The organism is Pararhizobium sp. LjRoot235, assembly GCF_964254145.1.
Lineage (GTDB): Bacteria > Pseudomonadota > Alphaproteobacteria > Rhizobiales > Rhizobiaceae > Pararhizobium.
Window position 1 is genome coordinate 642,899 of the sequence record NZ_CAXUSP020000001.1, and the last position, 22,944, is coordinate 665,842.

At 62.0% G+C, this 22,944-nt stretch carries 16 protein-coding genes; 7 read left to right on the forward strand and 9 right to left on the reverse strand.

Annotated features, from left to right (window positions below; translation table 11 throughout):
- The first annotated feature begins 15 nt into the window (after nucleotides 1-15).
- The 3 genes from ACSQ2Z_RS03040 (at nucleotide 16) to ACSQ2Z_RS03050 (ending at nucleotide 2,934) form a co-directional block, all read left to right on the forward strand.
- Complete coding sequence (locus ACSQ2Z_RS03040; RefSeq protein ID WP_436079854.1) at nucleotides 16-840, forward strand: carbohydrate ABC transporter permease; 825 nt, start codon at nucleotides 16-18, stop codon at nucleotides 838-840.
- Between the two features lie 13 nt (nucleotides 841-853).
- Entirely contained in the window at nucleotides 854-1,135 is a 282-nt protein-coding gene (locus ACSQ2Z_RS03045; RefSeq protein ID WP_436079855.1) for a DUF2160 domain-containing protein, read from the forward strand.
- A gap of 74 nt (nucleotides 1,136-1,209) precedes the next feature.
- Nucleotides 1,210-2,934, forward strand: coding sequence for an ABC transporter substrate-binding protein (locus tag ACSQ2Z_RS03050; RefSeq protein ID WP_436079856.1), 1,725 nt, complete (start codon nucleotides 1,210-1,212; stop codon nucleotides 2,932-2,934).
- A gap of 281 nt (nucleotides 2,935-3,215) precedes the next feature.
- Here the strand turns inward: ACSQ2Z_RS03050 and ACSQ2Z_RS03055 are convergent, their stop codons facing one another.
- The 3 genes from ACSQ2Z_RS03055 to ACSQ2Z_RS03065 form a co-directional block, all read right to left on the reverse strand.
- Nucleotides 3,216-3,824, reverse strand: coding sequence for a sugar transferase (locus ACSQ2Z_RS03055; protein ID WP_436079857.1), 609 nt, complete (start codon nucleotides 3,822-3,824; stop codon nucleotides 3,216-3,218).
- Nucleotides 3,825-4,404: 580 nt separating this feature from the next.
- A complete protein-coding gene (locus ACSQ2Z_RS03060; RefSeq protein ID WP_436079858.1) occupies nucleotides 4,405-5,280 on the reverse strand; it encodes a DUF6030 family protein in 876 nt (291 codons plus the stop codon).
- A gap of 489 nt (nucleotides 5,281-5,769) precedes the next feature.
- Nucleotides 5,770-6,672, reverse strand: a complete 903-nt coding sequence (locus tag ACSQ2Z_RS03065; RefSeq protein WP_436079859.1) for a LysR substrate-binding domain-containing protein — start codon at nucleotides 6,670-6,672, stop codon at nucleotides 5,770-5,772.
- 113 nt (nucleotides 6,673-6,785) lie between these two features.
- On the opposite strand from ACSQ2Z_RS03065, the gene ACSQ2Z_RS03070 reads away from it, so the two are divergent.
- The 3 genes from ACSQ2Z_RS03070 to ACSQ2Z_RS03080 are packed head-to-tail and all read left to right on the forward strand — an operon-like array spanning nucleotide 6,786 to nucleotide 10,567.
- A complete protein-coding gene (locus ACSQ2Z_RS03070) occupies nucleotides 6,786-7,928 on the forward strand; it encodes an iron-containing alcohol dehydrogenase (RefSeq protein WP_436079860.1) in 1,143 nt (380 codons plus the stop codon).
- A 2-nt stretch (nucleotides 7,929-7,930) separates the two neighbouring features.
- Nucleotides 7,931-9,430, forward strand: a complete 1,500-nt coding sequence (locus ACSQ2Z_RS03075; protein ID WP_436079861.1) for an aldehyde dehydrogenase family protein — start codon at nucleotides 7,931-7,933, stop codon at nucleotides 9,428-9,430.
- Nucleotides 9,431-9,445: 15 nt separating this feature from the next.
- On the forward strand, nucleotides 9,446-10,567 hold the full coding sequence (locus tag ACSQ2Z_RS03080) for a mandelate racemase/muconate lactonizing enzyme family protein (protein WP_436079862.1): 1,122 nt from the start codon (nucleotides 9,446-9,448) through the stop codon (nucleotides 10,565-10,567).
- A 232-nt stretch (nucleotides 10,568-10,799) separates the two neighbouring features.
- Here ACSQ2Z_RS03080 and ACSQ2Z_RS03085 read toward each other — a convergent pair whose 3' ends face one another.
- The 4 genes from ACSQ2Z_RS03085 to rocF all read right to left on the reverse strand — a co-directional run bounded on the left by ACSQ2Z_RS03085 (nucleotide 10,800) and on the right by rocF (nucleotide 14,441).
- Nucleotides 10,800-11,201: a hypothetical protein gene (locus ACSQ2Z_RS03085; RefSeq protein ID WP_436079863.1), complete on the reverse strand. Its 402-nt coding sequence runs from the start codon at nucleotides 11,199-11,201 to the stop codon at nucleotides 10,800-10,802.
- 309 nt (nucleotides 11,202-11,510) lie between these two features.
- A complete protein-coding gene (locus ACSQ2Z_RS03090; RefSeq protein ID WP_436079864.1) occupies nucleotides 11,511-11,990 on the reverse strand; it encodes a chemotaxis protein CheW in 480 nt (159 codons plus the stop codon).
- A gap of 281 nt (nucleotides 11,991-12,271) precedes the next feature.
- On the reverse strand, nucleotides 12,272-13,477 hold the full coding sequence (rocD, locus tag ACSQ2Z_RS03095) for an ornithine--oxo-acid transaminase (protein WP_436079865.1): 1,206 nt from the start codon (nucleotides 13,475-13,477) through the stop codon (nucleotides 12,272-12,274).
- Between the two features lie 28 nt (nucleotides 13,478-13,505).
- Nucleotides 13,506-14,441, reverse strand: a complete 936-nt coding sequence (gene rocF, locus ACSQ2Z_RS03100; RefSeq protein ID WP_436079866.1) for an arginase — start codon at nucleotides 14,439-14,441, stop codon at nucleotides 13,506-13,508.
- A 138-nt stretch (nucleotides 14,442-14,579) separates the two neighbouring features.
- Between rocF and ACSQ2Z_RS03105 the strand changes: the two genes are divergently transcribed.
- Entirely contained in the window at nucleotides 14,580-15,023 is a 444-nt protein-coding gene (locus ACSQ2Z_RS03105; RefSeq protein ID WP_436079867.1) for an Lrp/AsnC family transcriptional regulator, read from the forward strand.
- An 8-nt stretch (nucleotides 15,024-15,031) separates the two neighbouring features.
- Here the strand turns inward: ACSQ2Z_RS03105 and ACSQ2Z_RS03110 are convergent, their stop codons facing one another.
- Together ACSQ2Z_RS03110 and ACSQ2Z_RS03115 are read right to left on the reverse strand one after the other, a co-directional pair.
- A complete protein-coding gene (locus tag ACSQ2Z_RS03110) occupies nucleotides 15,032-20,743 on the reverse strand; it encodes a translocation/assembly module TamB domain-containing protein (protein ID WP_436079868.1) in 5,712 nt (1,903 codons plus the stop codon).
- A 66-nt stretch (nucleotides 20,744-20,809) separates the two neighbouring features.
- The gene (locus ACSQ2Z_RS03115) at nucleotides 20,810-22,732 is read right to left on the reverse strand and encodes an autotransporter assembly complex protein TamA (protein WP_436079869.1); all 1,923 of its coding nucleotides are present in this window, start codon (nucleotides 22,730-22,732) and stop codon (nucleotides 20,810-20,812) included.
- Nucleotides 22,733-22,944: the final 212 nt, after the last annotated feature.

Here is a 22,944-nt window from a genome sequence, read left to right on the forward strand (position 1 = left end):
AGGGAGGAAAAACAAATGACCACCGCGACACATTCATCAGGCCGCAGCCTCGCCTGGCTCGTGCCCACGATCTACATCCTCTTCCTGCTCCTGCCGATCTACTGGCTCGTCAACATGAGCTTCAAGACAAATACCGAGATCACCGGCGCGTTCTCGCTCTATCCGCATGCGCCGACGCTCAGGAACTATGCCGTGATCTTCACCGATCCGTCCTGGTACAAGGGCTATATCAACTCGATCATCTACGTGGTGATGAACACGGTCATCTCGGTTTCGGTGGCGCTGCCGGCCGCCTATGCCTTCTCGCGCTACCGCTTCCTCGGCGATAAGCATCTGTTCTTCTGGCTGCTTACCAATCGCATGGCGCCGCCGGCCGTTTTCGCGCTGCCGTTCTTCCAGCTCTATTCCGCTTTCGGCCTGATCGACACACATATCGCCGTCGCCTTGGCGCACTGCCTGTTCAACGTGCCGCTGGCGGTCTGGATCCTCGAAGGTTTCATGTCCGGCGTGCCGAAGGAGATCGACGAGACCGCCTATATCGACGGTTATTCCTTCCCGCGCTTCTTCCTGCGGATCTACGTGCCCCTGATCGCATCCGGCATCGGTGTCGCCGCCTTCTTCAACTTCATGTTCTCATGGGTCGAACTGCTGATCGCCCGGACGCTGACGACGACCGACGCCAAGCCGATCGCCGCCATCATGACACGCACTGTCTCGGCATCCGGCATGGACTGGGGCGTGCTGGCCGCCGCCGGCGTGCTCACCATCATCCCTGGCGCGATCGTCATCTATTTCGTCAGAAACTATATCGCCAAGGGCTTTGCCCTCGGCCGCGTGTAAGGAGGAGAAACCCATGGACTTTTCATGGATGGCATGGACGCTGCCGACGGCGCTCTTCTTCCTGACGATCTTTGCCCTGCTCGTCGGCATGGCGATCTGGGAATACATCTCGCCGGGCGGCAATCCGCGCGTCGGCATCCTGCGGTTTGAGACGACGCGCGGCGACCGGCTGTTCGTCTCGCTGCTCGGCGCCGCCTTCATTCATCTCGCATGGCTGGGGCTCATCGGCCCCAACGTGTGGTGGGCTCTTGCGCTTTCCATCGTGTACGCCGTCGGCGTCTTCAAGCTGGTCTGAGGCAAGATTACTGAAACGGATTGCCGGGGAGGCAGTCCGAGATTGCAATCGCAAACCTTTAAGGGAGGACTTTTATGCGACGGCACCTACTAACATCGACAGCAGTTATGCTGCTGGCCTTTACCGGGTCCGCATTCGCGGGCATGGACGAGGCAAAGCAGTTTCTGGACAAGGAGATCGGCACCGTATCAACGCTGGACCGCGCCGCTCAGGAAGCCGAAATGCAATGGTTCGTCGATGCGGCAAAGCCATTTGCCGGCATGGAAATCAAGGTCGCTTCCGAAACGCTGACCACGCATGAATATGAATCCAAGACCCTTGCCGCGGCGTTCACCGCGATCACGGGCATCAAGGTCACCCACGACCTGATCGGCGAAGGCGATGTGGTTGAAAAGCTGCAGACCCAGATGCAGACCGGCGAGAACATCTACGACGCCTATGTCAACGATAGTGACCTGATCGGCACCCACTGGCGCTACCAGCAGGTTCGCAACCTGACCGACTGGATGGCCAACGAAGGCAAGGACGTCACCAACCCGGGTCTCGACATTGCCGACTTCATCGGCACGTCGTTCACCACCGCGCCGGACAAGAAGCTTTACCAACTGCCCGACCAGCAGTTCGCGAACCTCTACTGGTTCCGCTACGACTGGTTCAACGACGAGAAGAACAAGGCTGACTTCAAGGCCAAGTACGGCTACGACCTCGGCGTTCCGGTCAACTGGTCTGCTTACGAAGACATCGCCGAATTCTTTACCGGTCGCGAAATCGACGGCAAGAAGGTCTATGGTCACATGGACTACGGCAAGAAGGACCCATCGCTCGGCTGGCGCTTCACCGACGCCTGGCTTTCGATGGCCGGCAACGGCGACAAGGGCATCCCGAACGGTCTTCCGGTCGACGAGTGGGGCATCAAGGTCGACGAGAATTCGCGTCCGGTGGGCTCCTGCGTTGCTCGCGGTGGTGACACCAACGGTCCTGCAGCGGTCTATTCGATACAGAAGTATCTCGATTGGTTGACGGCCTATGCACCGCCCGAAGCGCAGGGCATGACCTTCGGTGAAGCTGGTCCCGTTCCTGCCCAGGGCAACGTCGCCCAGCAGATTTTCTGGTACACCGCCTTCACAGCCGACTCGGTCAAGCCCGGTCTGCCGGTCGTCAACGAAGACGGCACGCCGAAGTGGCGCATGGCTCCCAGCCCACATGGCGTCTACTGGAAGGACGGCATGAAGCTCGGTTATCAGGACGTGGGTTCCTGGACGCTGATGAAGTCGACTCCTGAAGACCACGCCAAGGCCGCCTGGCTCTACGCGCAGTTCGTGACATCGAAGACCGTGGACGTGAAGAAGAGCCAGGTTGGCCTGACCTTCGCTCGCGAATCGACGATTCAGGACAAGAGCTTCACCGATCGTGCGAAGGATCTCGGCGGTCTCGTCGAGTTCTATCGCTCGCCGGCCCGTGTCCAGTGGTCACCGACCGGTACCAACGTTCCGGATTATCCGAAGCTGGCGCAACTTTGGTGGCAGGCGATCGGCGACGCATCCTCGGGTGCGAAGACCGCTCAGGAAGCCATGGATAGTCTCTGCGCCGAGCAGGAAAAGGTGATGGGACGCATCGAGCGCTCCGGCATCCAGGGCGATATCGGTCCGAAGCTTGCCGAAGAGCACGATCTCGATTTCTGGAACAAGGATGCCGTCTCGAAGGGCAACCTTGCGCCGCAGTTGAAGATCGAGAACGAAAAGGAAAAGCCGCAGACCGTCAACTACGACGAACTGGTCAAGAGCTGGCAGTCGAACTAATCGTTCTCGCTGTTCTCTGAAACATCGCCGCCCGGGTTCTGCCCGGGCGGTTTGCGTTTAGGGTCAGGCATTTCGGGAGGCGTCACTGCTTGCGCGCTTTCGGGTTTCCATGGTGGCCAGGAGATAGCGCGGTACCCTGCCTGTCATTCAAACATGGCGGCTTGGTCTTGAGGATAGGCGGGGTTATCCAAGCCAACGAAAAAGCCACCGGCTGACGCCGATGGCTTTCCAGTTGAAGCGCCAAGACGATAAAACGCCAAGACGATGAGGTTTGCCAGCCTTTAGAGGCCGGTGCCGCCCTTCAGCTCGTTGATCACCGTGCGAACAATGATCTTAATGTCCAGAAGCAGCGAGAACTGCCGGACATATTCGACGTCGCAGACAATCCGGCGGATCGCCAGCCAGCGATGTCGGGTCGGGCCGCGCAGGCCGCGGGCCTGTGCAAGGCCCGTGAGGCCCGGCCGCATCAGGTGCCGGTACTCGTAACCCTGCACCAGTTCCGCATAGTTGCGGCCGGCAGCCAGCATGTCCGGAACGTGAGGACGCGGCCCAACCAGCGACATGTCGCCGATCAGGACGTTCCACAGCTGCGGCATTTCATCAAGATTAGTCTTCCGCAGAACCCGCCCGAGCGGGGTGATGCGCGGATCGTTATCGATCGTCTGCCGCACACCGCTTGTGTCGCAGAGATCGGTGTACATGGAACGGAACTTCAGGATCTCGAACGGCACCTCGTTGAGGCCTGTTCGTAGCTGCTTGAAGAAAACCGGGCCCTTGCTTTCCAGCTTGATGAGCACGGCAATCAGGAGAATAACTGGAGAAAGAACAAGAAGACCGAAGACAGCGCCGCCAACATCGATCATCCGCTTGATCGCAAGCTGAACAGGCATGCTCGGCGCACTGGCAGGGCTAATGTAAAAATTGCTTTCGTCTGCACGCCGTTCTTTGTTCTGAACGGCAAACCTCCCAGAAGTAATCCCATTCAACATGCTATCCTCCACTCCGATAGCAGCTGATTGTTGCAACATCATTTTTTCCGTCATGGCTTTAAATACTCCTGGCACTTTTAGCAGGCAGGGTAGGCTTCTGGTCGGTCGTTGCCGAAGATTGTGTTTGTCCGAAGAAGCCGGGCAATTATTCTATTATCAATAGATACATATTCCCTGCCTTCTCGGCAAGGTTGTTGCGTTTGGGTTGCCGTGGAGTGCTGCCGTCCCTGAAAATTATTTGTCTGCAAAAAGCATTTTGTGTTTTTAATCACTTATTAAATATGATCGTCTTTGACAAGTCTCCGAATGTCGATGTTGTTGGTTGTGGTTAACTTGCGGCGCCCCAAAATGGATCATTTTTGGGGCGATCGCGGTTTCCGTTCAAAGTCTTGCCGCAAAGCAACCTCGTTTGCTGCATTGCCGTTGCCAGCCACCGCGCACGTTGTGCCAATTTGAAATTTTCATGACTGAAAATATCCGGTCACTGCGCCGTATTCTTCGGGGCATTCAGCGTCAGCCCGTCTGAACTTTCGCCCGCCATCATGCCGTCGATCATCGGCAGGCCGTCGCTGCCGGTCAGCGGGAACCATTCGCTCCGATCGAAGAAAATATCTCCCGGCGTATTCTTGCCGCGCTTTCTGATCTGATTGGCAAGGAAATTGTAGCGCGGCGTTTCTCCGAACTCGCGTTTGAACTGGATCCGGCTGCCGAAGTTGCGGATGTCGAAGGCTTCGAGCGCATGGATCTTGCCGATGATCTCGCCGGGGTTCTCCCAGCGCACCTGGCTCAGAAAGATGTTTGCCGCATTGCCGGCGAGGTCGGCGACCTTAACGGTATCGGCAGCGTCTTCGATGTTCAGCTTGACGCGGAAGGATGTAACGCGGTTTTCGCCGTCGCCCCTGATGAAGATGAAGATCGAGGACTGCACCGTACCGTCGCCTTTCACCGGAAGATCGACGGACGAGGAGCATTCCCAATTGTCCTTGTTGCCGCTGCTGACCGTCCAGTCGAGATCGCCGAAGCCGCCGGTCTTCAACCGTTCGCACAGGCTGCGCGGGTCACTCTGGATCAGGCGGATGAACTGCTGTTGCGGCGCCTTGAAGTCGCTGAAGGCGTAGACCGGCAGGACCATGCGCGCCGGCGGCAGGCGCACGCTCTTGCTGCGGATGATCTTTATCTGTTTCGGTGCCGGCTCGACCGTGGCCACAAGATCGGGATGGCCGAGATAGGCGAGCAGATGGTGGAGATTGCGCTGCCCGTTAGCAAGCAGCACCGTCGCCACGATGCCGGCGAAGATCAGGCCGACAGCGACGAGAAAGAACATCTTTCCAGACCGGCTTTTCTGCTCCTCCTTCATGCCGAAACCCGAACTCCGCGGTTTCCACCGGCCTTAGGCATCATGCTGCCTAGCCTCCGGTGCCTCTGACCTGTGCCAGGGCCCATCCTGGCGTGCGTGGCGGGCAAGATTGTGGACGTCTGTCAGCCCGCCTGCCGGTTTCTGCAGGCCGAGATGATCACGTGAACGAGGAGCAGCGGCCAAAGCAGGCACAGAGACAATCCGAGAACACGTATTGCATCCCAGGCGCCGCCGGCGGCCTCACCCTCGCGATAGGTATTGTCGAGAAAAAACAGAGATATCAAGATGTAAAATGAAAGCAGCAGATTTGACCATGGCATTGGCGGGGCCGGAGATTCAGGGGGGAGATGAGTGGCTGATGTTAGGCAACGTTCAACGTGGTTGCTGGCTGCAGAGGCGAGACCATCGCATGATTCGTTTGCATCGCACAATTGCGCCTTTGCATGCCTTTTCAGGCGCGCAAAAGGGCGCTGCAGCGCGCGGCGGCGGTCAGTTCTCCGAGCCGGTCAGGAATTCATGCAACTGCCGTGCCTCGGGGGTGACTGCCTTGTCCTTCGGAAGGCCGAGATAATAGCCGTAGCCGGTGGAAAGACATTCCGAACCGACGGTCACGAGCCTGCCATCGGCGAGTTGCTCTTCGATCAGGCCAAGACTGCCAAGCGCAATGCCGTCTCCGCGCAGGGCCGCATCGATCGCCATGATATAGGTGGAGAAGGAAAAGCGCGGGCTCTGCAGCTTCAGCCGGAGCGCCGGAGAGACGCGGCTGAACCACTGCCGGAAGGAAATCCAGTGCGCGTTGAAGCGCTCGTAGTCGATGAGGTCCAGCAAAGCGATCTGCTCGACGGTCACGGCCCCGGCATCGAGGTCGCGGCTGTCGAGATAATCCGGTGATGCAACAGGCATCAGCCGTTCCGGCATCATCAGCGTCAGGTCCCAGCGCGGGTGTTCGCCGGTCGAATAGAGGATGACGAGGTCATTGGTTTCGGCGGCCAGATCGGACGAGGTGTCCGAGGTCAGCAGCCTGAGCGAGATTGCCGGGTTCTCCTTGCCGAAATCGCGCAGGCGTCCGCCGAGCCAGAGATGCGACACCGAACCGCTCGCCGCGATGGCGATCGTCCCGCCTTTCACAGGACGGAAGGGGTCGAGGCTCTCCTCCAGATAATCCAGCGCGGCGCGAACCCGCTGGAACAGGCGCGCGCCTTGGGGTGTCAGCTCAAGATTCTTGCCGCGCCGTGTGAAGAGCGCTGCGCCAAGATGATCCTCCAGCCCCTTGATGCGCCGGCTGACGGCGGCCTGGGTGATGTTGAGTTCGCGCCCGGCCTTCGAAAAATTCATCTGTCGGCAAGCGGCATCGAACACCCGGAACGCTTCCAGCGGAATATGGTCCAGCATTTTCTCTCCATGATTTCAAATCATCAAAATGGCTGAAAACTGCCTATGTTTGAAAATATCAGATTGTGATGCAGGCTGGAAGCAGCATCAAACCGCTTCGCAGGATCAACCCCATGCCCTTCGTCACTTCCTTCGTTCCCGAAATCCGTTTCGGCGAAAATCTCCATGAGACCATCGGCTCCGCTGCCGCATCCTTCGACGCGAAAACCGCCGCCATCGTCATCGATGGCTTCCTGGTCCGGTCGGGACTCGCCGGTCGCGTCGCAGCCCAGCTGCAGGCCGTAGGCATCCGGGGCTGTGTCTTCTCCGATTTCACCGGCGAGCCGACGATCGCCCATGTGCGGCATGCGACCGAGGCCGCCACAGGTGCGGACGTGGTCATCGGCATCGGCGGCGGTTCGGCGCTGGACATTGCCAAGATCGCTGCCTGCTGTGCTGCCTCCGGCGAGGATGCGATGCGTTATGCGCTTGCCGCCAATCCGCTGCCGAAGAACCCCTTGAAGAAGATCATGGTGCCGACGACGGCAGGCACTGGATCGGAAACGTCCGCGACCAACATCTTCGCCGGGTCAGGGGGTAGGAAGCTCTGGATCTGGGGGCGGGAGACCAAGGCTGATCTCGTGCTGCTTGACCCGGTCCTGACCGCGACGCTGCCCGCCGATCTCACTGCCTGGTGCGGCATGGACGCGTTCATCCACGCCTTTGAAGCCGCCACCAACCGCAATGCCCATGCCGGCGGCAAGTTCTACGCCCATGAAGCCCTGCGCCTCCTCACCGGCGCGCTGGAAACGGCGGTCAGGCAACCGGACAATATGGAAGCGCGCGGCAAGATGTTGCTCGGCTCGTGCTATGCCGGCATTGCCATCGACAATTGCGGCACGGCTATTGCCCACACGATCAGCCATGCGTTGGCGGGCCTTGCCCCCGTTCACCATGGCCTTGCCACCGCGCTCGGCTTCGAGGCGACGCTTGCCTGGCTGGTCGAGGCGGATACCGCCGATCTCGATGCGGCGGCGAAAGCCTGTGGTCTTGTCAGGGCGGCGGACCTTCCGGCCTTCGTCTCCGGTCTGATGGATCGCTGCGGCATCGTCCGCATCCTGCCGAATGCATTTGCGGCGCTCGATCGGGGCGCGCTCGCCGCCGAAATGAAGGCGCCTGAAAACCAGCCGATGCGCCGCTCGACCATCCGCGAGACCAGCGATCAGGACATCGCCCGTTTCGCCGCTGCCATCATGTCCCTGCCGAAGGCCGCCTGATCATGAGCAAGCCCTATACCCGCGACTACTGGGAAGACGTCCTTTCGGCCCTCAAGCCGGAAGGCCGCCATTTCGTCGATGGCGAACCGTCGCCGTCCTCGTCCGGCGAGACCTTCACCCGCACGCGCCCCATGGACGGCAAGCCTGGCGCCACACTTGCGCGGGGGAATACCATCGATATCGATCGGGCCGTGGCGGCGGCCCGCGCGGCTTTCGCGAGCGGGGTCTGGCGAAACAAGGATCCGCTCGAGAAAAAGAAGGTTATGTTGAAATGGGCGCAGGCGATCCGCGACCATGGCGACGAGCTGGCGCTGCTCGAAACGCTGGATGTCGGTAAGCCGGTCATGGCCTCGCTCAATGTCGACGTGCGCCTCTGCGCCGACGGCATCCAGTTCTATGGCGAAATGATCGACAAGCTCTACGACGAGGTCGCACCGACGCCGCCGGGCGAGCGCGCGATCGTGCGGAAAGTGCCGATTGGCGTCATCGGCGCCATCACGCCGTGGAACTACCCGATGATCATCGATGCCTGGAAGCTCGGACCGGCGATCGCTGCCGGCAACTCCGTCGTACTGAAGCCGGCCGAACAGTCGTCGCTGTCTGCCATCCGTCTCGCCCAGCTCGGCTTCGAGGCGGGTCTTCCGGCTGGCGTGCTGAACGTCGTCACCGGTTACGGCGAGGAAACCGGCAAGCCGCTGGCGCTGCACATGGATGTCGACATGATCGCCTTTACCGGCTCGACCGAGGTCGGAAAGCTGATCATGGGGTATGCCGCGCAATCCAACGTCAAGCGCGTGGCGCTCGAACTCGGCGGCAAGTCGCCGCTCGTGGTCTTCGCCGATGCCGACCTCGATGCGGCGGCGTCTGCCGTCGCCTGGGGCTGTTTCTACAATTCCGGCGAGACCTGCCACGCCTCGACGAGGCTCGTTGTCGAGCGCTCGGTTCAGGACGCGCTGATCGCCAAGATCGAAGCCGTCACCAGAAGCGATATCGCCCTTGCCCATCCCTTCGAGCCATCGGCGCAGATCGGCGCGCTGATCGAGGAAGAGCACATGAACAAGGTGCTCGCCATGATCGCCGCTGGCGAAAGGGAAGGCGGGCGCCGCGCCTTCGGCGCCGAGCGAGTGCTGTCGGAAACCGGCGGCTATTATGTTTCGCCGGGCGTTTTCGTCGACATGACCAATGACATGAGTCTCGCCCGCCAGGAAATCTTCGGTCCCGTGCTTGCCGCCATTCCCTTCGACAGCGAGGAGGAAGCCCTCAAGATCGCCAACGACACGATCTACGGTCTGGCTGGGGCCGTCTTCACCAAGGACATGGACCGCGCCCACCGCTTCTCTGAAAGCCTGCATGCCGGCACGGTCTGGATCAACACTTATGACATGTCGAATTTCGCAACTCCCTTTGGCGGCTTCAAGCAGTCCGGCTTCGGCCGTGACCGTTCGGTGCATGCGATCGACAAATATTGCGACTACAAGACCATCTGGCAGCATTTCGGCTGAGGCGAGGAGAGCCCCATGAGCAAGATCGTTTCCATCGAGATCACCCACCACCGCTTGCCGCTCGACCCGGCCTTCAAGGCGAGCTGGGACGGCCGTCCGCGAGAACATTTCGACGTGACGATCGTGCGTGTCAGCGACGATGAGGGCCGCGAGGGGATCGGCTCCGGCGACCTGATGAAAGGCTTCGAGGGCCATGAGGACCTGTTCATCGGTCAGGACCCGCGCCATCTGGAGCGGCATTACGAGGTGCTGTCGCATATCTCCTTCCACTACGGCCGCTGCTGGCCACTGGATCTGGCGCTGTGGGATCTCTCCGGCAAGATCACCGGCGAGCCTGTCTGGCGTTTGCTCGGCGGCCGGGCCGACAAGGTCCGGCTCTACGCCTCCTCCGGCGTCCTGCGCGAGCCGTCGGCCATGGCCGATCAGGCCGAGCGCTATATCGGGGAAGGTTTCCCGGCGATGAAGGTACGTTTCTCCTCCTCGGCCGGTGGCCGCGGCAGCTGGAAGGCCGATGTGAAGGCGCTCGAAGCCATCCGCGCCCGCGTGGGCGACCGGCTGGAGCTGATGGTCGATTGTAACCAGGGCTGGCGCATGCCGTGGGACACGACGCTGGCCTGGACCTTCAAGGATGCGTTAGCGGTCGCGAAAGAGCTGGAAAAGCTCGATATCTACTGGATGGAAGAACCGCTGTTCCGCTCCGACCGCGAAGGCATGCGCCGCCTCTCCGACGCCACCAGCGTGCGCATCGCCGGCGGCGAGATGACCCGTGAGATTTATGAATTCCGAGACATCATCGAGGAACGTGCCTTCGACGTCATCCAGCCCGATGTGGCGCTCACCGGCGGCATCACCGGCTGCCGCCGTCTCGCCTACCAGGCCCGCGAGGCCGGCGTGATGTTCACGCCGCATTCCTGGACCAACGGCATCGGCGTGCTTGCCAACGCCCACCTCACCGCCGGCGCGGGCGACGCGCCTTTCCTCGAATATCCCTATGACAATCCCGAATGGAGCGAGGAGCGCCGCGACTACGCGATGGTTTCGCCGCTGAAGCACAGGGATGGCTGGCTCGAACTCGGTGAGGCGCCAGGGCTGGGCGTCGTGCTCGACGAGGATCGGCTGAAGGCTACGCGGGTTTAAGCGGCTTGCCGGCGGATCGTGTCCACACGCCGGCATCCATTTGTTGACAATGCCAAATTTGGGCGCTTCCTCGGGCGGCGTCAGCGTTGGCATGGCGACGAAGGCCATATCTATGAGGACTACCCCGCTTTGGTGAAGCGTATCCTCGACGGGTTCGATCGCAGGCAGGCGGCGAAGCCGGCGCCCTGAGAGCGGCCGATCTCGTCGCCGTATGCATTATTGTTTCTCTGGCTTATTGTTTCCGGGTGGCCCGGCCTGTTTGCCCGCCTGGGATGGAGCTTACGGTCGCCGAGACCGGATCGCTTGCCGGGAAGGTGCCCTCCAGCCCCTCATCGAGCTCTTCCTCGAGCGCCGCCAGATCGTGCGCGGCGCGCGCGCTTCTCAGGGACTGGACGGCGGGCGATTCGCCGCCGGGGGCCGGCGCTTCGGGCAGGCCCTCGTCGGTGCTATCGCTCTGTTCGAACGCCGCCACCTGCAGCAGCATCGCCTTGGCTTTTTCGATCGCGTTCTGCCGGTTGAGGTCGTCATTCTTGCCACTGCGCATCTGGACGGAGATGACATCGCCGCCTTCGCCGACAAACTCGACGGTCACCATCCCCGGCTGCTGGTGAACCTGCGTGCCGATCACTTGCATGGAAATTACCTCCGTCAATGCGTTGCTGGATGATAACCGTCTGATTGGGGCTTTGTTCCGCGCGGGGAGATACCCGGGCACGATTTGGGAAAAGTGAAATGCTTTGGCTTCACGAATTTGGGCAAGCCCCCCGTGTCCTGATCTTTCCCATCGTCTCTTCTAGAAAAGGAGCCGAACCGGCGTTATCAATCGGCCGCATGCGGAACGCGGGCGCGGGTTCTTCATCACCGAGGATTTTGGCGGACGCCTTTCGCCTGAAACGAAAAGAGCGGCCGGCGGCCGCTCTCGTCAATTCGATTTGATCGCCGGTCAGGCAGCCATATCATCCATCTCGCGTTCCTTGAACATGCGGGCGAGATTGAGGAAGCAGATCATGCCGGTCTCGTTGGCGATGATGCCTTCGGCATAGCTCTTGTCGAAGGAGGTGGTGATTTCGGGAACCGGCTGCACCTGGTTGCCCTGCACGGTCAGGATGTCGGAGACGCGGTCGACGACAAGGCCGATGACCATGTTATGCACTTCAGCAACGACGATGGCACTGCGCTCGTTGGCAACGGTGCTCTTCATGCCGAGCTTATGGGCGAGGTCGATGATCGGGATGACCGTGCCGCGCAGGTTCATGACGCCGAGTACTTCGGCCGGCGAATGCGGGATTGGCGTCGAGGGCGCCCAGCCGCGGATTTCGCGGATCGTCGTCGTCTTCACGCAGAATTCCTGATCGTGAAGGCGGAAGGCGATGATTTCCAGCACTTCGCCGTCGAAACCTGCCATTTTCAGTGCATTCGTCATCTGCGATTCCTTCCCTTTGCGGCTTCAGCCGGTGCCAAGGCGCCCGGCCTTAACAGACCTCGGCCGCATGCTGCTGGCGTCATGGCTCCTGCGCTTGCGGCGTCGGATAAATTGTCTGGAGTGCCGGCTACATCCGGTCAGGGGCGATGCGTCATGCACGGCAGATAGCCGTTCGCGCCCTGCGAAGAACCTTATATCAAAAATCGTTAAGAGATGCTTTTGCAGCGTGAGGAAAGCGCACCGGCCGCCTGAACGCACTCAGGCGGCCGGTGCGGTACCAATCAAGCCGTGGCGAGAACGCCGGCGAACTGCTCGATCGCCCAGTCGACCTGGTCCTGCGTGATCACCAGCGGCGGGGCGATGCGGATCGTGTCGCCGTGGGTGTCCTTGGCAAGGATGCCGCGCTCCTTGAGCGCTTCGCAATATTTGCGGGCGCCACCGGCTTCCGGCACCAGTTCGACGGCAAGCATCAGGCCGCGGCCGCGAATTTCCTTGATGATGTTGGAGCGGATGTCTTTCAGGCCTGTCTGGAAGCGGTCGCCCATGCGCGCCGAGTTCTCGATCATGCCTTCCTCGGTCAGCGCCTTCAGCGCGGCTCGGGCGATGGCACAGGCGAGCGGATTGCCGCCGAAGGTCGAGCCATGCTGGCCGGGCTTCAGGACCCCAAGGACCTCGGAATTCGAAAGCACGGCCGAAACCGGATAGAAGCCGCCGGAGAGTGCCTTGCCGATCAGGGTCACGTCGGCCTCGATGCCCTCGTGCTCTTCTGCAAGCAGTTTGCCGGTGCGGCCAAGGCCGGTCTGGATCTCGTCGAGGATCAGCGTGACGCCGTGCTTGGAGCAGAGCGCGCGAACCTCGGGGAAATAGCCTCGCGGCGGGATCACGACGCCAGCTTCGCCCTGGATCGGCTCGATCAGGAAGGCAACGGTGTTTTCGTTAATTGCGGCGCGGAAGGCGTCGATGTCGCCGAAGGGCACGGTGACGAAGCCAGGCGCGAAGGGGCCGAAGCCGGTGCGCGCATCCGGATCGGTCGAGAAGCCGACGATGCCCATGGTCCGGCCATGGAAGTTGTTGGAGCAGACGATAATCTCGGCCTTGTTGTCCGCAACGCCCTTGACCTCGTAACCCCATTTGCGCACGGCCTTGATGGCGGTCTCGACCGCTTCGGCGCCGGAGTTCATCGGCAGAATCTTGTGGCTGCCGGTCAGCGCTGCCAGCTCCTCGTAGAGATGCGCCAGTTGGTCGTTGCGGAAGGCGCGCGAGGTCAGCGTCAGCTTCTGCGCCTGTTCCACCATCGCTGCCAAGATCTTCGGGTGGCAATGACCCTGGTTGACGGCGGAATAGGCCGAGAGGCAGTCGAGGTAGCGATTGCCGTCGAGATCCCAGACGTAGACGCCTTCGCCGCGCGAGAGGATCACGTCGATCGGCTTGTAGTTATGCGCGCCGAGCCGGTATTCGGTTTCGATCAGTGCAGTCGTCGTGTTCATGGGGCCTCCAGTGGCTCGGTTTCTTGGGTCAGGCGCTGCGGGTGGGGCGGTCGAGGACGCGACGTCCAAACAGGCTTGCGGTCAGTTCGACGAGGATGCGTGCGCTTTTGCCGCGATCGTCGAGGAAGGGGTTGAGCTCGACGAGATCGAGCGACGAGACGAGGCCGCTGTCGCACAGCATTTCCATGATCAGATGCGCTTCACGGAAGGTCGCGCCGCCGGGCACGGTGGTGCCGACGCCAGGCGCCAGTTCCGGATCGAGGAAATCGACGTCGAGGCTGACATGCAGCATGCCGTTCGCCGCTTTGATCGTCGCGATGATCTCATGCATGATATGCGCCATGCCGGTCTCGTCGATGGCGCGCATGTCGTAGACATTGACGCCGTGCTCGGCGATTTCCTCGCGCTCGCGGTCATCGACGGAACGGATGCCGACCTGGAAGACATGGCTCGGATCGACCAGCGGGCGATCCCTGTCGAGGATCGGCGCGAATTCGGCCTCGCCGCAGAAGAAGGCGACCGGCATGCCGTGCATGTTGCCGGACGGCGAGGTCCTCGGCGAATTGAAGTCGGCATGGGCGTCGAGCCACAGCACGAAGAGAGGACGGCCCTGTTCCTTCGCATAACGCGCCATGCCGGAGACCGAGCCCATCGACAGGGCATGGTCGCCGCCGAGGACCAGCGGAAACTTGCCGCCGCGCGCCGCGTAGTGCACCGATTCGTCCAGCGCACGGGTCATGGCCGCGACGATCTGCAGATTGTTGGCGCCTGGATGGTTGGCAAGGTCGCGGGCCGGCAGTGGCTTCAGGTCGCCTTCGTCGGTAACGCTGTGGCCAAGGCTGGCGAGGATGGTGTCGACGCCGGCGATGCGCAGCGCTGCCGGACCCATGGCGGCGCCACGGCGGCCGGAGCCTTCCTCGAGTGGAGCGCCGATCAGCGCGATGTCTTTCTTCGATTCAGCCATGGCTTCCCCGCAGGTTTCCGTGATGCCGGTTTGCCCGGTTTGTGGCGGGATTATTGCCGGTTTAGATGTTGGCAAAAAGATGGAAAACTGACAAATAGAAGGCTATTGTCGGCATTTTGATAGGTATGGGTGACCATAGTGATAAACCTTGATGATCTTGATCACACGCTGATCAGCGCGTTGCGCCACAATGCCCGTACACCGGTTTCATCGTTGGCCGCGGCAACGGGCGCCTCTCGAGCCACAGTTGCGGCCCGCATCGACCGTCTTGTGTCCTCGGGCACCATCGCCGCCTTCACCATCCGCACCGGCGCCGAACTGTCCGGCAGCGGCGTGCGTGCCATCGTCATGATCGAAATTCACGGCAAGATGGCCGACAAGGTTGCTGCGCAATTGCGCGGCCTGCCGCAGGTTCGGGCGCTTCATTCCACCAATGGCCGCTGGGATTTCATTGCCGAGCTTGAGGACAAGGATCTCGCTACCTTCGACGAAACGCTGCGGCGTATCCGGCTGATCGACGGGATCAACCTGACGGAGACGAACATCCTGCTGAAGACCAGCAAGATGGCGACGGGGCTATAACCCGCCGCTCAATATTCCTTCTCGTAGAAGATGCCCGCGCCCGTGCCGCTGCTGCCGGCTTCGCCGCGCAGCTTGACGCCGCGGCCGACGTCGAGATTGATGATCGCCTTGCCGCCGCCGGCCTCGGAGCCTGATTGAAGCTGCAGATAGGTGCGGTCGTTCAGATATTTGCCGGCCGTCACCTGGGCGCCGCCGCTGGCGTCGGTGGAGACGTCGAGGTCGTCGACGCCAAGCTTGTTGCGCAAGCCGTCGAGAAGCGAGGTGGATTTACCACCGGCAAGCTGACTGACGGCGCTTGCGAGCTGGGCGATCTGCAGGGCCGACAGGTTGGAGAGCGAGCGGTTGAAGATCAGCTGCGCCAGGATTTCATCCTGCGGCAAGGCGGGCGATGACGAGAAGGTGATGGTCGGATTGTTGGCGAGGCCGGCGACATTGACGGTAATCGTCGTCGAACCCGCAGTCGACGTTGCGTCGAGGTCGAGCGTCGGGATGAGGTTGCCACCGAAGCTGATCGTGCCGTCGGAGAAATCGAGCCGCTTGCCGAGAATTTCCAATCGGCCGCGCCGCATCTCGAAGCCGCCGGAGACCGCCGGCTGAATGGCGGTGCCGCGGATCGTCACGTCGCCGCCCAGTTCGGCGTCGATGCCGCGGCCGCGGACGAATAGCTTTCCTGGCGCATGGACGGCGAGATCGAAGGCCACGCCGCCGCTCTTGGCTCCGCCGCTGCTCGCGGTGTCGCTTTTGGCATCCGCCTGCATCTGGCGGACCTTGGCCGGAGCATTCTTGTGCTTGATGTCGATCTCCGACAACGAGGCCGGGAGTTTTTCCGGGATTGTGATCGCTGCCTTCTGAAGGGTGACGGTCCCGCCCAACACAGGTGCCGCTATGAGCGAGCCCTTGAGCGTCAGGGCGCCATCGACATTGGCTGTAAACAGGCTGCCGTCGACATAGCTCGCGTTGTCGAGGCGGATGGAGAGATCGGCCGGAAAGCCGGATCCTGGCGCGATGCCGAGCGTGCCGCTGACATCGAACGAACCGCCGCTGGCCAGTCGGCCGGACAATGTGGAAATGGTCGCCTGCTTGCCGTCGAGGGCAATATTGGCCGTCAGATCGTTAATCGCGAGGTTTCGGCGGACATCGACGAGGCGGGCGCCGGAGGTCGAGATCGTGCCGGTGATCTGCGGTGCGGTCGCAGTACCCTTTATGGCGAGATCGACATTGGCGGTGCCCGTCAGCGTGAAGCCCTGCTGCGCCAGCAGACCGGCGGCAAGACCGAAGGGCAGGTTGCCGGAGAATTTCATGTCGATCGGTCGGTTGCCGGTGAGCCCGAGCTTGCCGCCGCCGCGGAAGGAAAGGCCGCCTGCGCCGCTGATCGTCGCGTCGAGCGTGACGGTGTTGTCGGCGAACTGGCCCTTGGCGGTAACGTCGAGCGGGCTGACGCCGGCCGACTTTGCTTGGGCAACCACGGCGTTCGCCCAGCGCAGGTCATAGGTCGCGACCGGTGCAGTCGATGTGCCCTTGACCCCAACCGTGCCGCTGATGGCGCCGTCGGCGCCGAGCGAGGGCGCGAAGGTGTTGGCGAGTCTGGCGGGCAAGGCATTGAGGCTGATGGCGAGACCGAGTTTTTCGCCGGCCGATCCGGTGATCGCGATCGTGCCGCCGGATGCCGCGATTGTCAGTTTTTGCAGGCTGACGGTACCATTTTCGATGGAGATCGTCGTTGGTCCCGAGAGCTTGACCGGGATCTTTCTCGGAGTGGCGGTGAAGGAGGCGAGATCGACAGTCGTTTTGCCGCCCGCCGTCTGGATATCGGCGCGCAGCTTGAGCGGCGCGCCATCGTAGCTGCCATCGAGTGCGACATTGGTCTGGTTTGCCTGCTGGACGAAATCGAGCTTCAGGCTGCTGACGCGGTTGGCGCCCTGCGCAAACGTCTCGACGGAAAGATTACCCTTGATCGCCAGCGCCTTCAGGTCGGCGATGGTGATGTCGGCGACCGGCCTGGTGATGACGAGATCGCCGCGCTTGATGCCGGAGCCGCTGGCCTTGAGAGTGATCGAGGTTACACCGCCGTCGCTTTTGATCGATGCCGATCCCGACAGATCACCGGACGCCTTTTCTCCGGCCATGGCGGCCAGCAGCCCAACATCTGGGAAGGTGAAGTCGATCGTCCCCTGCGGCAGGAAGTTGGACGTGAAGTCGACAACGCCGTTCAGCGTGTTTTCGCCGATCTGTACCTGCAGGACCGGCACGCTGGTGCGACCGTCCTTGGAAACGAGATCGGCCTTGACGTTGATCGCCTGGCCGCCGAGCGCGCCGGTGGCGGTGATCTTCGCCTGCGGGTTCTTCGGATTGGCGGTTGCATCCGCCGTCAGTTGCAGGTCGCTCAACGTGCGGCCGGCAAGCGTCGCGCCGCGAGAGGTGATATCGGCTTTGATGGCGAGATTGTCGAGCGGGCCGGTGGCGTCGATCGTGAAGTTGGCCTGGCCCTTTGCATCAGCCAGTACCTTGCCGAGATCAAGCACGGTGCCGGTCAGCGTCGCCGTCAGGGTCTGCGCCTTGAGCGCGACGGAACCGGCGGACTGAAGCGTGCCGGAGGTTATGTTGAGGTTCGTGATGTCGACCGCGCCACCAGGGCCGGTGGCAAGTGTGCCGGCGACGTCCACCGGCGTTTCGAATTTTTCCGCGACGGAGGCGGGCAGGGCGGCCGGACGGGCCGAGAGTTTGAACGTCGTGTTCAGGCTGTTCTCCGCGAGCCTGTAGGAACCCGCGAGCGCGCCATCGAGATTGGCGCTGCCGATGGTGATCGGGCTGAAACCGACTGCTTCGGGCGTCACGTCGAGCGTCGTCGCCACCGTGATCGGGCCTTTGACCAACCGGGCGAGATCGGGATTTGTGAGTTGCGTCGCCCCGGCCTCGATCGTCGCCGCAACCGTCCCGGCGCGGGTGGTGAGGTTGAAGTTGTCGCTGTGTGCCGTCAGCTTGACGGCGTCGAAGCGTCCTTGCGGCAGCGCCACTTCCTCGATGTTGCCGACAACATCGAGGACCGCGGATTGCATGTTGCCATTGATCGATGCCGTGCCCGTATCGAGCAGGATATGCACCTCGCCGGCTTCGAGCGGCAGGCGGGTGTCGATACCGGCCAGGGTCGCCGTCAGGGCGAGCTTTTCGCCGGCGCTACCGGTGAGGGTGACGGTGCCACCATAGGCATTGATCGCCAGTTGCTGCAGGTTGACGGCGCCGTTCTCGATCACGATGGTCGCCGGGTTGGCGAGTTCCAGCGGGATCTTTTTCGGTGCCGCCGCGAAGGCTTGCAGCTTGATCGTCGTGCGGCCGTCCGCGCTCTGCAGATCGCCGCTGGCGCTGAGCGGGGCGGCGTCATAGGTCCCGTCGACAGCGAAATTCGTCGTTTTGCCCTGCTGCTCGAAGCCGAGCTTGAGGCCGGCGAGGAGGTTGTTGCCCTGCTTCACTTCCTCGACAGTCACGGAGCCCTTGATCGCGGGAGCCTTGAGGTCGGCGATGGTGATGTCGGCTGCAGGCTTGGTGATCACCAGATCGCCGCGCGTGACGCCGGAACCGCTGGCTTTCACGGCAAAGGAGGTGACGCCGTTTTCCGTCGTGACGCTAGCCGAGCCGGAGAGGTCGCCGGACGCGGTCTGCCCGGCCATCGTGGCCAGCAGTCCGACATCCGGGAAGTTGAAGGTGAGCGAACCGTTCGGCTCGAATTCCTTCGTCAGATCGAGCGAACCTTTCAGCGTATTCGACCCCATCACGGCTTCGATCGACGGAATGCCGGTGGTGCCCTTTGCCGTTGCGATCTCAGCCTTGGCGTTGATCGCCTGTCCGTCGACGCTGCCGCTGGCGGTGACGGTTCCCGTCGGCCCGTCGCGGCCGATGACCACGTCGGCATTGACGGCAAGGTCGTTCAGGGTGCGGCCGACAAGGGTTGTTCCACTCGACGTGACCTTGGCCTTGACGGCGAGCGCGTCGAGCGGCCCGGTTACGTCGGCGCTGAAGGTTGCGGAACCTTTGGCATCGGCGAGCAGGTTGCCGATCTCCGGCACGGTGCCGGTGATCGCGGCCGTGAGTGTATCGGTTTCGAACGCCGCTGAACCGGCGACGTCGACGGTCCCGGACTTGATGGTGAGGTCGCTCACATTGACGCTGCCATTGGGGCCTGTCCCGAGATTGCCAGCAATGGCGATCGTCGTGTCGAATTTCGCAGCCAGCACCGGCGGCAGGACGACAGGCAGGGCAAAGAGCTTGAAGCCGGTAGCGACGGTGTTTTCGGCAATCGTGTAGGAGCCGGTCAGCGTGCCGCCGATGCTGGCGCTTTCGATGGTGACCGGATCGAAGGATGCTGTCTCCGGCGTCAGCGACAGCGTGCCATCGAGCTTGACCGGTCCCTTGATCACACGGTCGAGATCGGCGTTGGCAAAGCGGGTCGCACCCGTTTCTATCGTGATTTTGAGCGGGCCGGTGCGGGTCGAGAGGTTGAAGGCGTCGCTATAGGCATGCAGCTTGATCGCCTCGATCTCGCCTTGCGGCAGCGTCGCCTTGCCGATCCCAGCGCCGATGTCGAGCACTGCGGTTTGCGCATCGCCGATCAGCGAGACGCTTGCCGCTTCGATCGCGAGTTGGGCCTCGCCCTTTTCCAGCGGCACGCGGAAATCGATCGGGCCATTCTTGCCGGTGAGGCTGGCCTGCAGGTCATTCTGACCCGCCGTGCTGTAGGTACCGGATGCCGACAGTGTCAGCGCGCCGGTCGAGACATTGCCCGTCTGGATGCGGACGGTCTTGCCGTCGATCGCCGCGGAAAGATCAATGTCGGTGGTGCCTTCGAACAGCGGCCGGAAGGCGGCGGGCAGAAGATTGCTGAACGCGCCGCCGCCCTTGAGCGACACGGTGCGGAACCCATCGGCCGCCAGCGTGTGCTGGCCTCCGAGCTTCAGCACTTCCTGGCCGTCGAGTGCGGCGGTTGCCGTTCCGCTCCAGTTGGAAAGCGGCCCCTGGCCGGTGACGTTGACGCTGATCGCCGGTTCGCCGGGCAGGCGCATGGCCTTGGCAAGCAAGCCGCCTTTCGGCTCCTCGATCGTGGCCTCCAGCCTCAACTCGTTGCCGGCTGGATTGAAGATGATGTCGGCGATAGCCTTGGCGTCGGGTCGGTCGCGCTGCGCGACGGCAAGGGCTGTGGCAATGCTGGCATTGGTGGCGTTCAGCTTGCCCTCGGCACTCAGGAACTGATCGACGCCGGCGATCTCCTTGCCGATGACGACTTCCTCGATGTCGAAGGCATCGATCTTGACATCGAGCGGCAAAGCAAAGGTTTCGCGGACCTCCCGCGTTTCCTGCGAGGGGATCGGCAGCCGCTCAAGGCGGACGGACCCGGCGGAAAGCATCGCCGCTTCGAAACGTTTGGCAAAAAGCACTGTCGGCGACCAGTCGATGGCGACCTCGCGGATTTCAGCATAGACGCCCTTGCTGTCGAAGAGGGTGACGCTGGAAGCGGTGAAATTGCCGGTGAGAAGCGCGCTCGGATCGTTGATGCGGACGATCTGGTCCGGCGTCGAGGCATATTTCTCGATCATCACCGCGACCATGCGCGCGCCCGGCGCGGTAAAGCCGGCAAAGAGCAGGAAGAGCACGGCAGCGGAAAGGACGAGGCCGAGGCAATAGAGGAACCAGCGCGACGCGGCTTTCAGGAAACGGAGGAAACGATTCATGGTTTATCCATAGTCCAAGTTGCGTCGCGGTGAAATTGCTTCTCTCTGCGGCCTGTCCTTCGGTAGTCAGAAGGATTGCCCGATCCCGGCATAGATCCCGTATTTGGTGCCGCCCGGATAGGCGTTCAGCGGCACTGCAAAATCAAGCCGGATCGGCCCGAACGGCGTTGCATAGCGGATGCCGATACCCGCACCTGCACGGATATCCGAAAAATCCGGCGCGGTCGTGGCCGATACCGTTCCGGCGTCGAGGAAGGGAACGATGCCGATCTTTTCGGTGACGTTGATGCGTGCCTCGACCGAGGCGTTGACATAGGAGCGGCCACCGAGGATTTCGTCATCTCCGTTGCGTGGGCTGATCTCCTGGTAGGAGTAGCCGCGCACCGTGCCGCCGCCGCCGAGGTAGAAACGCCGGTTGGCCGGAATGGAGGCAAGGCCGTCGCCACCGGCCAGGACGCCCGCACCGAGCTTGCCGGCCAGCACGAAGCGGTTTTCCTCGCCGAGCCCGAGATAAGCCGAGGCCGAGCCCTCGAACGAACTGAAGAAGGCCTGGCCGTTGATCTCAAAGCTCGGTTTGGCGTTGATCGATGCACGGTAGCCTGCGGTCGGATTGAGCTTGTCGTCGCGCGTGTCGCGAAAATATTCGATGGGGATCGCCGCCGTGAGATATTCGTTGGAGCCGAAGGCGTCGTCGACATCGGCCCAGCTCAGTTCGGCGCCGCCGGAAATCGTGTCGGTATCGGATAGCTCGAAGGTTGCGCCGGCGGCACCAGTGAAGACGGTCGCGCTATAGGCATCGGGGTCAAGAAGCTGCGCCTTCAGACTGGCGTTGAAGGTGGAGGCGGGACCAAAGGCGCCGGGCTTGGCAAAGATGAGCCCTGCCGAATAATCGAGGTTGCCGACATCGGTCGTCTCGCCGATGCGGTTGACCGAGCCTTCGACGCGCAACGATTCGGCCCGGCCGAAGAGATTGCGGTGACCCCAGTAGCCCTGGATGCCGAAACCGTCCGTGGTTGAATATTGTGCGCCGGCGCCGAAATAGCGGTGCTTGCCCTCGGACACCTCGATGCTCATCGGGATGGTGCCATCCGGCGCCAGCGCGTCGGCTTGCCTGATGGTGATGCTCGAAAACACGCCGAGCCGGCGCAGCCGCTCGGACGCCTTGCGCAGGTTTTCCGGCGAATAGGGCTTGCCGCCGTTGAGGCGCGAATAGCTGGCGACGAAAGCGGGATCGACGGTCTTTGTGCCGCTCACGGTGACGGTGCCGACCGGCGCAACCGGGCCACCTTCCGCGGCGATGACCACGTCCACCGTGTTCGTCTTGTGATCGGCAACGGCGCTGCGTTCCGTCAGCCTGGCAAGCGGCCGGCCTTCTTCCTTCAAATCCTCGACGACCTTTTCGCCGGCCTTGATAATGAGCGTGGAATCTGCCCGGGCCCCGGGTTTCAGGTATTCGTCAGGCCTGCGCCCGAGAGCGTCGCCCTTGAGCACGACGTTACCAAACGTGAAAACCGGACCGGGCGTGACCGTAATTTCAACGGGAACCGGAGCGCCTTCAGGAAACACCGGATCGGGCGGCAGCGTGTCGATATCCTGGCCATTCACCTTGACATCGACCGTGCCGCCATAGCGGGCCTGTTCATAGAGGGCGGCGAGGAGACGATCGCGATCGTCGCGTGCCTTGATGACGAGGCCGAGATCGCCGGAAACCGGCTTTTCCTTGTCCTGGAACAGCCGCGAGCTGCTTTCCAGCGCCTCCTTCAGGTCCTCGTCGCCTGAGCCCTCTGTCAAGGTAAGGTTGTATCTGACGGGATCGATGACCTCGACCGTTTCCTCGTCACTTTCGAAGAAACGCATGCCGAAGATCTTGAAAGCATGGGCGTCTGTGACCGACAAAGGCCCGCATGCGGCCAGAGCCGCGACGGCAAAAGCAGTGCCAGCGTTCCGGTACGCAACACTTACAGTCGGCAGACGCTTTCGTTTCCGCATTCCGCTTTCCAGGCTACTTTCAACATCCGCCTGCCCTCATGGCAGGGGCAACATTGCATGACAAGGTTTTCCCTTCATTAACGATGACCCTACACAGCATTGCCCCGGTGATGAAGGCACGACGCGGGAATTTGGAGAAAAACCGCGGCACGTGTGACGTGCGGGAAACAAAAAGCCCCGGATTTCTCCGGGGCTGGCGGTATTCGCGTCGT

What these genes read in the sequence shown, in the direction of transcription:
- ACSQ2Z_RS03060 (WP_436079858.1), bottom strand. Translation starts at nt 5,280, where the DNA reads ATGAAGGAGGAGCAGAAAAGCCGGTCTGGAAAGATGTTCTTTCTCGTC.
- ACSQ2Z_RS03080 (WP_436079862.1), top strand. Translation starts at nt 9,446, where the DNA reads ATGAGCAAGATCGTTTCCATCGAGATCACCCACCACCGCTTGCCGCTC.
- ACSQ2Z_RS03055 (WP_436079857.1), bottom strand. Translation starts at nt 3,824, where the DNA reads ATGCCTGTTCAGCTTGCGATCAAGCGGATGATCGATGTTGGCGGCGCT.
- ACSQ2Z_RS03090 (WP_436079864.1), bottom strand. Translation starts at nt 11,990, where the DNA reads ATGACGAATGCACTGAAAATGGCAGGTTTCGACGGCGAAGTGCTGGAA.
- ACSQ2Z_RS03040 (WP_436079854.1), top strand. Translation starts at nt 16, where the DNA reads ATGACCACCGCGACACATTCATCAGGCCGCAGCCTCGCCTGGCTCGTG.
- rocF (WP_436079866.1), bottom strand. Translation starts at nt 14,441, where the DNA reads ATGGCTGAATCGAAGAAAGACATCGCGCTGATCGGCGCTCCACTCGAG.
- rocD (WP_436079865.1), bottom strand. Translation starts at nt 13,477, where the DNA reads ATGAACACGACGACTGCACTGATCGAAACCGAATACCGGCTCGGCGCG.
- ACSQ2Z_RS03045 (WP_436079855.1), top strand. Translation starts at nt 854, where the DNA reads ATGGACTTTTCATGGATGGCATGGACGCTGCCGACGGCGCTCTTCTTC.
- ACSQ2Z_RS03065 (WP_436079859.1), bottom strand. Translation starts at nt 6,672, where the DNA reads ATGCTGGACCATATTCCGCTGGAAGCGTTCCGGGTGTTCGATGCCGCT.
- ACSQ2Z_RS03110 (WP_436079868.1), bottom strand. Translation starts at nt 20,743, where the DNA reads ATGAATCGTTTCCTCCGTTTCCTGAAAGCCGCGTCGCGCTGGTTCCTC.
- ACSQ2Z_RS03075 (WP_436079861.1), top strand. Translation starts at nt 7,931, where the DNA reads ATGAGCAAGCCCTATACCCGCGACTACTGGGAAGACGTCCTTTCGGCC.
- ACSQ2Z_RS03070 (WP_436079860.1), top strand. Translation starts at nt 6,786, where the DNA reads ATGCCCTTCGTCACTTCCTTCGTTCCCGAAATCCGTTTCGGCGAAAAT.
- ACSQ2Z_RS03085 (WP_436079863.1), bottom strand. Translation starts at nt 11,201, where the DNA reads ATGCAAGTGATCGGCACGCAGGTTCACCAGCAGCCGGGGATGGTGACC.
- ACSQ2Z_RS03050 (WP_436079856.1), top strand. Translation starts at nt 1,210, where the DNA reads ATGCGACGGCACCTACTAACATCGACAGCAGTTATGCTGCTGGCCTTT.
- ACSQ2Z_RS03115 (WP_436079869.1), bottom strand. Translation starts at nt 22,732, where the DNA reads ATGCGGAAACGAAAGCGTCTGCCGACTGTAAGTGTTGCGTACCGGAAC.